The organism is Pseudomonas sp. 4CAES_32.4 (genome assembly GCF_058136335.1).
In genome coordinates, this window is the sequence record NZ_CM176882.1 from 4,471,515 (window position 1) to 4,485,469 (window position 13,955).

General features: G+C 53.4%; 12 protein-coding genes. All 12 read right to left on the reverse strand.

Translation table 11 applies throughout. The features are described from left to right. Positions 1 to 34: 34 nt before the first annotated feature. Complete coding sequence (locus tag AC3Y64_RS20045; protein ID WP_489985010.1) at positions 35 to 4,222, reverse strand: glycosyltransferase; 4,188 nt, start codon at positions 4,220 to 4,222, stop codon at positions 35 to 37. Continuing rightward, positions 4,219 to 5,529 carry an ABC transporter ATP-binding protein gene (locus AC3Y64_RS20050; RefSeq protein ID WP_489988007.1) on the reverse strand — a complete coding sequence of 437 codons (1,311 nt, stop codon included), beginning with the start codon at positions 5,527 to 5,529 and terminating at the stop codon, positions 4,219 to 4,221. Before AC3Y64_RS20050 ends, AC3Y64_RS20045 begins: the two co-directional genes overlap by 4 nt. Then, a complete protein-coding gene (locus AC3Y64_RS20055; RefSeq protein ID WP_489985011.1) occupies positions 5,516 to 6,334 on the reverse strand; it encodes an ABC transporter permease in 819 nt (272 codons plus the stop codon). Before AC3Y64_RS20055 ends, AC3Y64_RS20050 begins: the two co-directional genes overlap by 14 nt. A 116-nt stretch (positions 6,335 to 6,450) precedes the next feature. Then, the gene (locus AC3Y64_RS20060; RefSeq protein ID WP_489985012.1) at positions 6,451 to 7,458 is read right to left on the reverse strand and encodes a glycosyltransferase family 2 protein; all 1,008 of its coding nucleotides are present in this window, start codon (positions 7,456 to 7,458) and stop codon (positions 6,451 to 6,453) included. A 396-nt stretch (positions 7,459 to 7,854) separates the two neighbouring features. Next, positions 7,855 to 8,808 (reverse strand): UDP-glucose 4-epimerase family protein, encoded by a 954-nt coding sequence (locus AC3Y64_RS20065; protein WP_489985013.1) that lies wholly within the window; start codon positions 8,806 to 8,808, stop codon positions 7,855 to 7,857. Next, positions 8,805 to 9,731: a glycosyltransferase gene (locus AC3Y64_RS20070; RefSeq protein WP_489985014.1), complete on the reverse strand. Its 927-nt coding sequence runs from the start codon at positions 9,729 to 9,731 to the stop codon at positions 8,805 to 8,807. Before AC3Y64_RS20070 ends, AC3Y64_RS20065 begins: the two co-directional genes overlap by 4 nt. Positions 9,732 to 9,785: 54 nt before the next feature. Beyond that, the gene (gene rfbA, locus AC3Y64_RS20075) at positions 9,786 to 10,676 is read right to left on the reverse strand and encodes a glucose-1-phosphate thymidylyltransferase RfbA (RefSeq protein ID WP_489985015.1); all 891 of its coding nucleotides are present in this window, start codon (positions 10,674 to 10,676) and stop codon (positions 9,786 to 9,788) included. Continuing rightward, entirely contained in the window at positions 10,673 to 11,566 is an 894-nt protein-coding gene (rfbD, locus tag AC3Y64_RS20080) for a dTDP-4-dehydrorhamnose reductase (RefSeq protein WP_489985016.1), read from the reverse strand. Before rfbD ends, rfbA begins: the two co-directional genes overlap by 4 nt. Beyond that, a complete protein-coding gene (gene rfbB / locus AC3Y64_RS20085) occupies positions 11,563 to 12,639 on the reverse strand; it encodes a dTDP-glucose 4,6-dehydratase (protein WP_489985017.1) in 1,077 nt (358 codons plus the stop codon). Before rfbB ends, rfbD begins: the two co-directional genes overlap by 4 nt. Positions 12,640 to 12,864: 225 nt before the next feature. Further along, on the reverse strand, positions 12,865 to 13,104 hold the full coding sequence (locus tag AC3Y64_RS20090; protein WP_489985018.1) for a lipopolysaccharide assembly protein LapA domain-containing protein: 240 nt from the start codon (positions 13,102 to 13,104) through the stop codon (positions 12,865 to 12,867). A gap of 30 nt (positions 13,105 to 13,134) precedes the next feature. Continuing rightward, the gene (gene ihfB, locus AC3Y64_RS20095) at positions 13,135 to 13,431 is read right to left on the reverse strand and encodes an integration host factor subunit beta (protein ID WP_003189779.1); all 297 of its coding nucleotides are present in this window, start codon (positions 13,429 to 13,431) and stop codon (positions 13,135 to 13,137) included. Between the two features lie 150 nt (positions 13,432 to 13,581). Continuing rightward, positions 13,582 to 13,860 carry a hypothetical protein gene (locus AC3Y64_RS20100; protein WP_489985019.1) on the reverse strand — a complete coding sequence of 93 codons (279 nt, stop codon included), beginning with the start codon at positions 13,858 to 13,860 and terminating at the stop codon, positions 13,582 to 13,584. Positions 13,861 to 13,955 lie beyond the last annotated feature (95 nt).

A 13,955-nucleotide genomic window follows, 5' to 3' on the forward strand; every position in this document is an offset into this window, starting at 1 on the left:
CATGGCGTTCGATTAGCCAGGCGGGCGCACTTCATCAGTTTTTGTTTACATCCACGATCTCATGCAGCGGACGCTTGCTTAGCACCCGCTTGATTTTTTGCCGTAGCGAGTAAGGCACCGCATTGCTGATGCGCTCCATACGCGGATGACGGTAAAGCGTCCAAATGGCCAACAGCGCGATTTCCTTGGTCGTCAGCGGCGCCTCATAAGCGATCGTCGCGGCCGAGAACTTCGGCAGTTCAAAAACTGCTCGGTGTTGGCTTTGATTATCGCTGCCGACACCGCATAAAGCCGGGTAGTCAGAGCTATAAAACGAAGGCTGGTGCAGGCTGATGTCCACTACAGGAGCAGTCAGCAACTCTCCGGCAGCGAGCCTTTTCAGAAATTTGTTGATTTGCCCCATCAGCTCGGCTGGCGTAATTCCATACTCGTAAACAAGAGTGTTTGCGCGCCCGGACAATCGCTCCGGGAATGCGCCAATGTTTGGCGCAATGATTGGCAATCCGGCCTGCAGCGCATAGCTGAGGGTATAGCTGTACGTTTCCGGACACTGACTTGGAAACAGGATGACATCAAACTCGTTGGAGGCAATCAGCGAAGAAAGCTCACTGGCATCATAACGACCTGTAGTCAGAACGCCGTTCAACTCTTTGTAACCGAAACCCACGAGCCGGAAGTTAAGCGGTGCATTGACCGCCGCTGCCGACGCTGCTACTTGCTCTAGATAATCGGCACCCTTTTCTTTGCCAAGAGCACCAATCACACCCACGTTGTAACGGATCTTCTGCACGACCGGCGCGACATCTCGGCCAATGCTGCGCTCGAGCTCCACATGACCTGCGACGACAGCGTTAGGCAACTCATAATGGAGTCGATAGTTGGCAAGAGTGTACGCCGAAGGGAACACAACTGCCTTCGCCCCCTCGAGGAATCCGCGCAACTGCTCTCGCCATTGGACCGGCGAAACAGCATCAGGCAACGGGAAATCAGGATTGACGATATCGTCGGCATAACTTCCCGGATAAACCCCCTGCGCATCGGTCAGCGTCGGATTACCGCAAAGCCAGTAATAATCATGAGCCGTCAACGCATACTCAGCTCCCAATTCTGCCGGTAATTGAACCAACTGCGAATTGAGGCCGAGTGTGTGATGAAAATGTACAAAGCCGACACCACAGCCCTTCAAGAAATCGATCAACAGGGTGTACTCTGCCGGCAACTGGAAAAGAAGCTCATCGGCGCCCGGGAAATTTCCCATGCGCAAAGTAACGGCAGAATGACCACGACGAGGCGCCAAGAACAGGCAGCAGACATCGGACTCGAGAGCGTCTGCCAACTCGTCCAGATGCTGCTGCACACCGCCCCCGGCCTCATGCGAAATGTGCAGGACCTTCGGCCGCTCCAGCGATGCGATCAATTGCGCAAGGCGTTTGACCCGCACCGTTTTCAACGGATCTGCTGCAATGAACCTCTGGACATCCAAGTGATAATCCGGATGCAGCTCAGTGATGACCTTGGTTGCATGCTCGGTCAACGCTTGTTTAGAAGAAGAAAAGCTGACCCCGCCCTCATGAAATGCGTACAGGTTAGGGGTCACGATGTTGAGCCAACCGGCTTTCAGCCCGCGCTGACACAGATCATTTTCCTCACCATAACCTTTACCGAACTTCTCCTCGTTCAGCAGACCCACGACATCCAGGCAATCGCGGCGAATGTACATGCAGAAGCCCACACCGGTTGGCGCCTGGCTGACTGGCAAACGCGGGCCGGAAAACACGGCATCGATCTGCTCGACACTTAAGCCGAAGGCTGGCTGGTTTTCGTAAAGAAACGCCGGAAAACTGCAAATAGTCGCGTTGTTGGAAAAAGGCGTAACGGTACCGATGTTCGGCGCGATATATGCTTCAGCGGTCAAACGCTCCAGCCAGTCCACCGGCACGACCACATCACTGTTCAGGAAAACGATATCGTCTTGGCTGGCGTGGCGCATACCGCGATTTACGGTTTTGACAAAGCCCAGATTGACTTCGTTTTCAAGAACGGTCATCACCTGCGGCCATTGTTGCTGCAACTCGAGCAGCATGGCCTGCATGCCTGCATCCGGGCTCGCATCATTGATCGCAACCAATTTGGAGTCAAACGCAATAATCCCTGGCATAGCGGCAAGGATGCAGCGCCGGGTCATTTCAACATCTTTATAGATCGGCAGAATGATGCTGACCGAGTGAGTGCACGTTACAGGCGCTTCAATTACGTCTTCAACCGGCTCGGGCAGATTGGCTTCCTGGCCTCGCAGATAGGTCGTGAGCGCTTGCTTGAATATCTCCACCTTACCGCGCAACACCCCTTTCCCCTGCCGTAACGAGCGCACTAGGAAACGCACCGGTTTGGTAATGAACCAAGAGTTGGAGTTGATAACCTGATGATAGTCGGCTTCACGCTGTTGCAGTTTTTCACTCAGCGTTTCGATCTCCTGCCTGGCGTCAGCGACAGCACTTGCAAGCGCTTCACGGGTCTGAGCCAAGGCGACGTGGGAGTTGCTGAAAGCGGAAAACAGATTATCTTCGACAATCAAGCGACCCTCGCCCCACGCGGTGAATTCGCTCGCGCTTCGGCCGTTAATCGCATTCTGAATCTGCGCCTCAATTGCCAGAAACTCTTTCACATCTTCTTCGCGAATTGGGTATCCGGCAGCTTCGCAAGCTTTGAACACAAAGTCTTTGCGGGTGTTTGGGCCTGCCTCTGCCCCCTTACTGATTCGGGTAATGGAACCCAGCAACTGCGTGAGCGCTTTGAACAGCAGAAACTCGTAGCGAACATTAGTGGCGAGTGTCCACTCTTTATCGATCAACTGCGGACGTCCCTCCAAATCAATCACAATGTTCTGCGGCACCGCATCGACCAATGCTCCCGACACCTCGCCTGGCTTGCTCTCCCCATTATCACAGAGCACTTTGAGTGTGCTCAGATATTCTTTGAGGAAGGCGCCGATATGAGCGTAAGTCCAACCCTCGGCATTGACGATATTGATCAGCTTGGTGCCAAGCACGTAACCATTGATGTAAGGCTCGGATGCTTCAAGATTAAAGGTGACGAGCGAATGCCCCTCACCCTCTCCGATAGTCTTTCCGAGTTTCTGGTAATGCACATTGATCGTGTCTTCGGAATCACGACGAAACTCCGAGCGCTTGCAATACATTGAGCGTCGATCACAGCTGTAATGGAACGCCAGGGTCTGCGGTTCGACCGCGTTGCGCGAGACGGGGGAAGCACCTACAAGAAAGGAGTTGGACATGTCCATGCCCAAGCCGTTCTTGAAAATTTGCGACCACGCTAACTCCAGCGAGAACGTGCACAGATCGGGCAGTTGCGGATCTCTCTGGACACTTTGCGATGCGAAAGCACTGGCATCAAACTCAGGGTCGTTGAATCCTTCTTCGGTGATGATCGAAACCGGCAACTTGTAGTCCGGAAAGGGCGCAAAGAACTCGCTCGAGGTAAAACCAGCCTGCGCCAATAAGGACGCCAAGGCTTTTTTCCCGTAAGTCTGCACGGTCGCGCTGTTATAGCGCCCCTCAACACCGTACATCGGCGTCGTCACGTGATCTTCAGGCGCGCCGGCGAAATATTTCAAGCCAAGCTGGTTCTCAATCGCGATGATGAGCAAACCGTCAGGTTTGAGCAGCGAGCGAACTTTCTCAAGCATCCTCGCACCCGGATTATCACCGGATACAAACAGGTTGGCATACTCGAAAACACCTATCAGGGTGATGACATCGAATTGGGTATCGATGCTGAAATTCTCAAACGACTCGGCCAGAACGGATACGTTCTGCAGATCTCGGGTGCGTGCACGGGCGATACTGGCGCGACGCGCGCTGCCTTCCAGCGCCAGCACCCTACCGCCCTGCTCACCCAAATAACGGGTTATTGCACCACAGCCGGCTCCGATCTCGAGCACATCGCCACGCAGATCGGCATCGAACACCCGCAACAAGTTCGAACGGGTACTGGAGAGGTAATAAAGCGACGGCCAATCGGTGCACGATCTGCGCAGCTCATCAGAAAAAACACTGACGTCACTGGCCTGATCGATCAAGAATTTTATGCGCAGTTCTGTGCTATCACCATCGCTGTAGTTGATGCTCGAATAGTCCGGTCTCGACCAGATGTTGAGCTCGTCATTAAGCTGATAGCCCGCTTGCTTCAATAAAATATTCAATTTGAAACCTTCTTGGCACGAATGCTGGAATCCAGATTTACAAGCCCAAAAAATTTGTCAGTCGGACGAACCTGGAAGTGGATCGAGTCATAACGCCTGTCACGCGGAGTTACTTCTTCGCCATCTTTGGTCGAGACTCCGACGGAAATGAAATAGTCACCCGGAGCCAGATCACAAGAGATAAGCACTTCGACTTCGACGATCTCACCCTTGCGCCCGCACGTTCTGAATTCAAGACAATCCAGCGTTTCACTGTTAACGCCATAGAGGGTAACGCCCTCCTTGGTCTTGATCGTCATACCGAGAATCGGGCACACCAGGTCAGTATCGAAACGTACGAATACCGACAGTTTGATCTGCGTGCCCGTGTCGAGGGCGATCGGGTATTCAAGGCCCCCTGCACTCAGATGGAAGTCAATGATGGTGGCCGATCGGTCTCCCCAACGATATTCGTTCGGGTTGTAGTTCGGATGCGTCTCAAACACGTCGAGGCCGCCTTCAGGCGTTTGATACGCCAACAGCTCGTCAGACGCTTCCCCGCTTTCGACAGAAGCCGATTGCTGAGTCTTGCCGAACAACAAATCGAGGTACCGGTTGACGACCATGCGCGGCTCACCCTCTGCGAGCTGCACACCGTCGTTCAACAGGAAGGCGTGATCACAGTGCGTAACGATTTGTTCGCTGGAGTGAGTCACCAACAGAATACTGGTGCCGTTTTCCTTGAGCTTTTTCAACCGGTCAAAGCAACGGGCCTGAAACTTGGCGTCACCCACTGCCAGCGCTTCATCAACAATAAGAATGTCGGGCTCGACTTGCGCCTGAACGGAGAACGCCAATCGCACCAACATACCACTGGAATAAGTCTTGACCGGCTGATTGATGAAATCGCCGATATCCGCGAATTCAATGATCGCGTCATATCGGGCGTCAATTTCTTCTTTGCTCAACCCCAAAATCGAGGCATTCAGGTAGACATTCTCGCGTCCGGTAAACTCGGGGTTGAATCCGGAGCCCAGCTCGAGCAACGCAGCGATCCGGCCATGAGTTTCGACCGTACCACTGGTTGGATTCAACGTACCGCAAAGAATCTGCAGCAAGGTGGATTTGCCGCTGCCATTGCGACCAACGATACCGACCGTTTCACCTTTGCGAATTTCGAAGGAAACGTCGCGCAGCGCCCAGAACTCACGGCAATATTTTTTCTTCCCGCGACTGAGCATCTGAAGCAGTCGGTCGCGCGGCTTGTCATAAATCTCGTAACACTTGCTGAGATTTTGAACTTTGATAGCGACTTCAGATGACATCAGCAAATCCTTTTCGTGTTTTCTGAAACCAGGCAAATCCAAGCCACGCAATCAACGCCGAGCCGGCGAGATAAATGCCCAACACAGTAAAGTCGGGCATTTTCCCCCAGAACAGAATATCCCGGGCGTACTCGATTGCAGGCGTCAGCGGATTGAGCATCAGTAGATGTTGATACTTCTCAGGTAGCGCACTGGCAGGGTAAAAAATAGGCGACAGAAACATCAGGACAGTGGTCAGGATGCCAATGAATTGCGCGACATCCCTCAAGTAGACGCCGAGCGATGCCAAGGCCCACGTCAGCCCCATGATCATCAGCAGCAGCGGCAGGATAATCAACGGGAACAAAAGGACGGTCAGATGCGGCGCGCCAAACAGTATCAAGTAGGCCAGCAGCCAGACAGTCAGGCTGATGACCATGTGAAAGAGTGCCGAACCGACGGTGATCCAGGGAAGGATCTCCAGTGGGAACACTACTTTCTTCACGTAGTTGGCGTTCGAAAGAATCAGCGTCGGGCTTCGATTGAAACACTCCGCAAAGAAGTTGAAGACGATAAGTCCGGCAAAAAGAATAAGTGCAAATTCGGTTTTCGAGTCACTGCCGCCGCTCCAGCGTGCCTTGAACACGACGCTAAAGACGAACGTGTAAACAACCAGCATGAACACGGGGTTAAAAAACGACCACAGGATTCCCATGAACGATCCACGGTAACGCCCAACGACCTCCCGTTGCACGAGCGCTGCGATCAGGCTCCGGTTACGCCAGAAACTACTGATCATTTCCTTTGGCGACGTGGAAAAATTAAGCATTAAACACACACCTGAGATAAATCGAGGGAGACAGACTTCATACAAAAACTCTCTTGTTCAAATACCGGGTGGACGCCGCTGAGTAATTTTGCGCATCGTCCTGCAAGGTGATGGCATCAAATTCTGTTCAGCACCGCGGCCAGTGCAAGCCCAAGATTACCCAAACACGTCTGGCGGTAGACTTTGGCGCGATAAAGCCAGACGAAACGGTTGAATCCTTTCGAATCACGGGCCTTCTTGAATTGCTCAAAAGTCTGCAGACTTTCTGCACTCAAGCGCGTGCGGACCGTTTCGAGTGCAGCAATATTTTTGTCGTTCCAGTCACGAAAACGGCCTGTGGACATCATCCGCAAGCGCATGATGCGAGCGCGCACTCCGGAGTTTGCGCCAATCAGATTCGCCTCATGTTGTCTGTACAGAATGGATGGCGAGGCATCATAGACTACCTTCCCGCCCACCCCGGTAACCAGAAGATAGGCCCACCAGTCATGGGAAACGATATCGAGTTGGCTGCCGGCATGGCAGAACACGTCCCGAGCCAAATGATTGAACACCATGGTGTTACCCCCGGCCAGACTCTGTACCAACGCATTGGCAAAACTTGCAGGGCGGGAAAAAAGCGGCGAGCGGCCGATGACCGCCCCCGAGTCGCCAATCAACTCGGTCCTGGCGCAATACAAGGCCGGTAGTTCGGACGGCAACGCCTTCAATACTTGGACGGCAGACTCAAGTTTATTGGCTTGCCAGATATCGTCCTGGTCGGCCCACGCATAAAACTGCGATCGCTCGGGCGCATCGCAGGCAACTGACATGAAGTTAGCCGCGAACCCTCGCTTCGGCCCATGCAGAACCTTGAGCCGGCCGTCTCCCCAACTCGCGCTGTACTGGCTCAGAATATCCAGTGTCGCATCGGTAGAGCCGTCATCAGAGACGACGACTGCCCATTCGCGATAAGTCTGGCGGGCTATCGAATCCAATTGCTGTGCGAGAAAGCGCTCACCATTGTAAGTACACATCAGAATCGTCACGCGAGCCGGTAGCGTTCGATGACCTTGAATATCAACGTCAGAACCGTCGCCAAGCTGCTCACCTGTCTGATCAATTTGTGGAAGAGGGGCTACCACCGAGCACTCCATTGCATTGAAGATAAAATAATGACGATGTCGTTTCGCTCAACATCAAGAGGCACAGCCTGAGCATGAAAACTACATGCTCCTCTCATGGACCGCTCCCGACAGCGCAAAATTTGCCATTATAAGTCATACCAATTTGATAGCCCAGTGACATCACCACCCTGAACAGCAAAAGGGGGCGGTCATGGTATGAAAAGAGTAAACTGAACGTCGCCTTGAGCCAGAGAAATCCTGCAAGGCACACTGATTGGGCTGCGTAGGGTATCAAGGCCCCCTCATTGGCAAAAGGGTGGCAATCTGCCAATCCAACGAGGGCCAGATCAACGGCAGCACTGTATCGAGCAAGCCATAGCTCAAAACTGACAGCCGCAGAAAATACCGAACCGCCTAGCGCTTCAAAAAACTGTTGGCAGTGATCATTAGCGCTTTGCTCACACTGACGGGCGGAGCCCACTCCAGCAATGTGCGCGTCTTTTCAATGTCGATCTGTAACGTGCCGCACAACCGTTGGGCCACTGCTTTTCTACCCAATAAAGCCGCCCCAAGACGCAGAACAAACGGCGGCACGGGCAAGAATCGCGCTCGTACGGTCAGAGCACTCGCCATCTTTTGAAGCAATTGAGTGGTCGAGAGATCTTCACCGTCACTTACCAGAAACGTTTGATTGGCCGCTTTGGGGTGATCGATACAGGTCACCAAAAGATCTACCAGATTGCTGATTGCCACTAGGCTGCGGCGATTACGCAATGCCCCCAGTGGTAATGGAAGACCTCTTTTCAACCAGCGCATCATGCTTAAAAAGTTAGCCTTGACGCCTGGCCCATACACCAGAGGCGGTCGAATAATCACCACTTCCATTGCGGTTTCCAGTGCGATCTGGCGCACGACATCTTCTGCCTCGCACTTGGAAATACCGTAAGGATCAACAGGGGAAGGAACGTCGGCTGCGGTAAAGGGCATCCCGGCGGATGTTTCTTCGCCATTGACCTTGATCGAACTGACAAAAATGAAGCGCTTAACCCCGGACGCCGCCGCATGACGGGCCAGCCGCGCAGTGCCCTGCACATTCATTTGTCGAAACATGGCTAGCGGATCCGCCGCCGCGTCGTTCATGACATGAACCCTGGCCGCACAGTGAATCACCGTCTGAACATTGTTCAGCGATGGCAACGCAACACGTTCATCCAGATCAAAAGGCACGACATCGCACAAACCGCTCAATCGGGTCTCGCCACGCACAGCTGCAACAGGCGCGTAGACCTTGTCCAGTAGGAGGCGAAACACCACCGCCTCGCCCACAAACCCCGTAGCTCCGGTGACCAATACCCGAGCACCTTTCATTTGGTTTTTTTCCTGATAAAGGCAGTTGCGCAGCAAATAAAGAAAAAGAACACCTTATCCCGGGTTCGTCGCCGACACTCACCCGCATTCAAAGACAGTCGCAGCAACTGTCGGCGACCCAAAGATAACCATTGCCGCACAAATGGATCATCCGCAAGACCAACTAACTGGGCAATCATTCGAATCTGAGAAAACCACCACCCATCATGAATGGTTTTATAACGCGCAATCAGCGGATTGATGCCGGTATTCGCGCCTATTTGATTACTTTCGTGCTGGCGATAACGCATTGATGGCAGCGGATCAATGAACCAGAGCAAACCATGACTGCGTGCGAACGCGTAGCAATACCAGTCATGCAGACTGACCCTTTGCAAAAGATCCCAATGTTTGAGCAATGAGGCCTTCAACGGCCGCATCATCTTTCTGCTCATGACATACGTGCAGCCGGGCCCGGCAGCCTCAAAGAGGAAGTCCCAGCGAGTCTGCGGCTGGGCTTTGTCCAGTAACTGGTTGCGACCATCAGGCCAAAACGCAATTACGTTACTTGAATAAGCATCCACGCCAAGAGACTCGATCGACCGGATAGCCCGCTCGATCTTGTCCGGATTCCAGATGTCATCTTGATCAGCAAACGCAATGAAATCATAGCCTTCAAGATCAACATCACGGATCAAACGGAAGAAATTGCGCGAGGCACCACCAAACGTCCCGACTTCGGGCAAGACAATGATGCGCGGATTATGCTGCGCAGCATAATCCGCGCACCACGCCTCGGTGCCGTCGGTGGAAGGATCAATACTGATATAAACAGTTACGTCGACAGCTGTCTGACCGAGGATCGAGGCCAACTGCTCCTCGATCCACTGCATGCCATTGTAGGCGGCCAGCAAAATCGCAACCTTGGGATGTTCTACTGGCATGCCATTCCTGCTTGCACCGATAAGACACAGCATTGCGAAAGTCAGAACTTTCGATCAGGCAGATGGTGAGTCCAGCAACTTCTGAAGGTACTGACCGTAGCCCGTCTTCTTCAGTGCCTCTGCTTGCGCGCTGAGTTGCTCGGCCGAAATCCAACCATTGTGATAAGCGATCTCTTCCAGGCACGCCACTTTCAAACCCTGACGCTGCTCGATCGTATGGACGAAATGGCTGGCTTCCAGCAGTGAGTCGTGAGTACCGGTATCCAGCCAGGCAAAACCGCGGCCGAGCATTTCCACGCTCAAGGTCTGGCGCTCCAGATAGGCTCGATTAACGTCGGTAATTTCCAGCTCGCCACGCTCAGAAGGCTTGATGCCCTTGGCGATCTCGACAACATCATTATCGTAGAAATACAGGCCGGTTACAGCATAGTTGGACTTGGGGTTCAACGGTTTTTCTTCGATACTCAGCGCGCGGCCACTCTTATCAAACTCGACAACGCCGAAACGTTCCGGATCGGAGACGTGATAACCAAAAACGGTCGCACCCTTTTGCTGGGTGCTCGCCGAACGCAGATTGTCCGAGAAATGCTGACCGTAGAAGATGTTATCACCTAGAATCAGGCAGCAAGGATCCTCACCGATGAACTCTTCACCGATGATAAAGGCTTGCGCCAGACCATCCGGGCTCGGCTGCTCGGCGTAGGTGAGCTTGATCCCATAAACACTGCCATCGCCCAGCAACTTGCGGAAACAAGGCAGGTCTTCAGGTGTGGAGATAATCAGAATCTCGCGCATGCCAGCGAGCATCAACACCGACAGCGGATAAAAGATCATCGGCTTGTCGTAGATCGGCAGCATCTGTTTGGACACGCCAAGGGTCAGCGGATGCAGGCGCGTGCCCGAGCCACCGGCGAGGATGATGCCTTTACGATTTGTCGTGGTCATTTGTTCAGAACTTCCCTAAGCATTCGGGTTACACCACTTTGCCAATCCGGCAAGTGTAGAGAAAAATTGTCGCGTAGCTTCTGAGTATTCAAACGTGAGTTCAGAGGCCGACGCGCGGGTGTCGGATAAGCAGTCGTTTCGATCGGACTGATCGTCTCGACGGCAAGCTGCTCACCGTTATCTTGAGCAAATGCAATTACATGGCTGGCGTAACCATGCCAGGAGACTTCACCTGCGGCTGCCAAATGATACAAACCCGACAGTTCAGGCCGCTGCAATACCTGGCGGATAGCCAACGCGGTGACATCGGCAATCAGATCAGCCCCTGTCGGCGCTCCGATTTGATCGGCGATGACGCTCAGCGTGTCGCGATCTTTGGCCAGACGCAGCATGGTCTTGGCGAAGTTATTGCCTCGAGCGCCGTAGACCCAGCTTGTCCGGAAGATCAGATGTTTGCATCCGGACGCAGTGATGGCTTGCTCACCCGCGAGTTTGCTTTGGCCATACTGATTGACCGGAGCAACTGCATCGGTCTCCTGCCAAGGTGTGGTGCCTTGGCCACTGAAGACATAATCGGTCGAATAGTGAATCAGCCAGCCACCCAGAATCGCAGCCTCCTCGGCCAAGAGCCGACTCGCCTGAGCGTTTACCCGGTCAGCCAGCTCGCTTTCCGATTCAGCTTTGTCGACAGCGGTATACGCTGCCGCGTTGACGATGATATCGGGGCGGACTCGACGGATAGTTGCACGCAACGCATCCAGATTGGACAAGTCACCACCCAACCCTTCAACGGCATGGCGATCAAGTGCGATCAACTCGCCGAGCGGGCCAAGGGAGCGCTGTAGCTCCCAACCTACCTGGCCATTTTTGCCGAGCAGGAGGATCTTCATGCCTTGTTCGTGCGATCCGCGTAGTTCTGGTCGATCCACTGCTGGTAGCTGCCGCTTTTGACGTGAGCCACCCACTCAGTGTTGTTGAGGTACCACTCAACAGTCTTGCGAATACCGGTTTCGAAGGTTTCTTCCGGTGTCCAACCCAGTTCACGCTGGATCTTGCTTGCATCGATTGCATAACGCACGTCGTGACCAGGGCGATCCTGAACATAGGTAATCAGGCTGGCATGCGGGCGATGTGCCGAATCAGGACGCAACTCATCGAGCAACGCACACAGGGTATGCACCACTTCAATGTTTTGTTTTTCGTTATGACCGCCAATGTTGTAAGTCTCACCGACAACACCTTCGGTCACAACTTTGTACAGCGCACGGGCGTGATCTTCGACATACAACCAATCACGAACCTGATTGCCTTTGCCATAGACCGGCAGCGGCTTGCCTTCCAGTGCATTGAGAATGATCAGCGGGATCAATTTCTCAGGGAAGTGGCAAGGGCCGTAGTTGTTCGAGCAGTTGGTCACCAACGTCGGCATGCCATAAGTACGAGCCCAAGCGCGAACAAGGTGATCGGAACTGGCCTTGCTGGCCGAATATGGCGAGCTTGGCTGATAAGGCGTGGTTTCGGTGAAGAGGTCTTCCGGACCTTCGAGGTCTCCGTAAACTTCGTCAGTCGAAATATGATGGAAGCGGAAGTTGGCTTTACGCGCGTCATCCATTGCCGCCCAATAATGGCGGGCAGCTTCCAGCAGAGTGTAAGTGCCGATGATGTTGGTCTGGATGAACTCTGACGGGCCAGAGATAGAGCGGTCGACGTGAGATTCCGCGGCCAGATGCATAATGGCATCGGGTTGGTGCTCACGCAGGACACGGTCGACCTGATCACGGTCGCAGATATCGACACGTTCAAACACGTAGCGCGAATCACCACTAACTTCGGCCAGCGACTCCAGATTACCGGCGTAGGTCAGCTTATCGACGTTTACGACAGAGTCGGTGGTATTGGAGATGATGTGACGGATGACTGCCGAGCCGATGAACCCGGCGCCGCCGGTAACTAGAATTTTCACGCGAAACCATACCCTTGAGCTGCGGACAGTGACATCAACGAGCACTGTCTAATCCATGAATGCAGAAGCCATCAAAACTGAAGCTTCTGTCAGAGTCAGTCTGAATCGATGTGGGAATAGGCCACTATCGAACAAGGGACGCATTTTACAGCTTAATGAATCTTTTACTAATGGATATAGACAGGCAGAGGCGCAATTTCGACAGACGCCATGCACTTGTCGTTTTCAGACAAGACGCTTGCGCGCTGCTCTGGACGAGCGTCCCAGAAACAGGCCGAGTATAGGGCCGATAAACATGCCTGCCAGCAATGCCAGCACCACGACCAGAGACACCGGAAGTTCAGGGCCTGACCAACCCAAAAACAACAACGACACCGATTGCTGGTTCTCAAGAACAAACGCAAGAATCGCCAACACCAACAAAAGAATAAAAACGCCAAGAAATATGCGTTTGAGATTACGCATGGGCATCTCCCTGATAACGAGCAGCGAGGATCAAACGCCCTCCTCCTCTTCCTCGTTCACACGATCACGCAGCTCTTTGCCCGGTTTGAAGTGCGGGACAAATTTACCGTCGAGGCTGACGGACTGGCCAGTCTTTGGATTGCGACCAACGCGCGGCGCACGGTAGTGCAAAGAGAAGCTGCCAAACCCACGGATCTCGATACGATCACCGGTGGCCAGACACTGGGACATTTGTTCAAGCATGGTCTTGATGGCCAGCTCCACATCCTTGGATGAGAGCAGCCCTTGATGGGTGACAATTCGTTCGATCAACTCCGACTTCGTCATATTTTTCCCTTCTTTTTCAAGCAGCTAGATCAGCGCTTGAAAGGTTTTAGCACGCCCGGAAGATTTTGAACAGCCCAGGGATTGACATATCTTCCACAGCATCGCAACGCCCATTTTCAGGGCATCCTGCCAAGCCGGGAGACCGCAGATCTAGCGACACATCACCAGCATGGTGCGAGTCACGAACCCCGCAGGATTAAAGCCAAAAGGATAATCGTCTTCGTCCTTGGCATCGTCAGATCGCGTTATCACCTTGTAGCCCGAGCCCTTGCACTCCTTCGCGGCACGTCTTTCACATTTCTCCCAACCGGACCCCAACCCCGAACAGTCAATCTCGATCCCACTGACACCGCGTATGGCATGAGTCTTTGCGCTGGTAGTACAGCCCGCCAGCATCAGCACTGCGACGAAGACTATAAACTTGTTCATCCACTTCCTTATGCCAGGCCAAGCCCGGCGACTACTTACCTGAAATCAAGCTTAGTCGCGAATAGGCGATTGATCCGATTAAAGAAACAGACATC

Excerpts from the sequence above, each read along its gene's own strand:
- rfbA (WP_489985015.1), bottom strand. The coding sequence starts at position 10,676 with ATGACCACGACAAATCGTAAAGGCATCATCCTCGCCGGTGGCTCGGGC.
- AC3Y64_RS20090 (WP_489985018.1), bottom strand. The coding sequence starts at position 13,104 with ATGCGTAATCTCAAACGCATATTTCTTGGCGTTTTTATTCTTTTGTTG.
- AC3Y64_RS20100 (WP_489985019.1), bottom strand. The coding sequence starts at position 13,860 with ATGAACAAGTTTATAGTCTTCGTCGCAGTGCTGATGCTGGCGGGCTGT.
- AC3Y64_RS20065 (WP_489985013.1), bottom strand. The coding sequence starts at position 8,808 with ATGAAAGGTGCTCGGGTATTGGTCACCGGAGCTACGGGGTTTGTGGGC.
- AC3Y64_RS20055 (WP_489985011.1), bottom strand. The coding sequence starts at position 6,334 with ATGCTTAATTTTTCCACGTCGCCAAAGGAAATGATCAGTAGTTTCTGG.
- ihfB (WP_003189779.1), bottom strand. The coding sequence starts at position 13,431 with ATGACGAAGTCGGAGTTGATCGAACGAATTGTCACCCATCAAGGGCTG.
- rfbD (WP_489985016.1), bottom strand. The coding sequence starts at position 11,566 with ATGAAGATCCTCCTGCTCGGCAAAAATGGCCAGGTAGGTTGGGAGCTA.
- AC3Y64_RS20070 (WP_489985014.1), bottom strand. The coding sequence starts at position 9,731 with ATGCCAGTAGAACATCCCAAGGTTGCGATTTTGCTGGCCGCCTACAAT.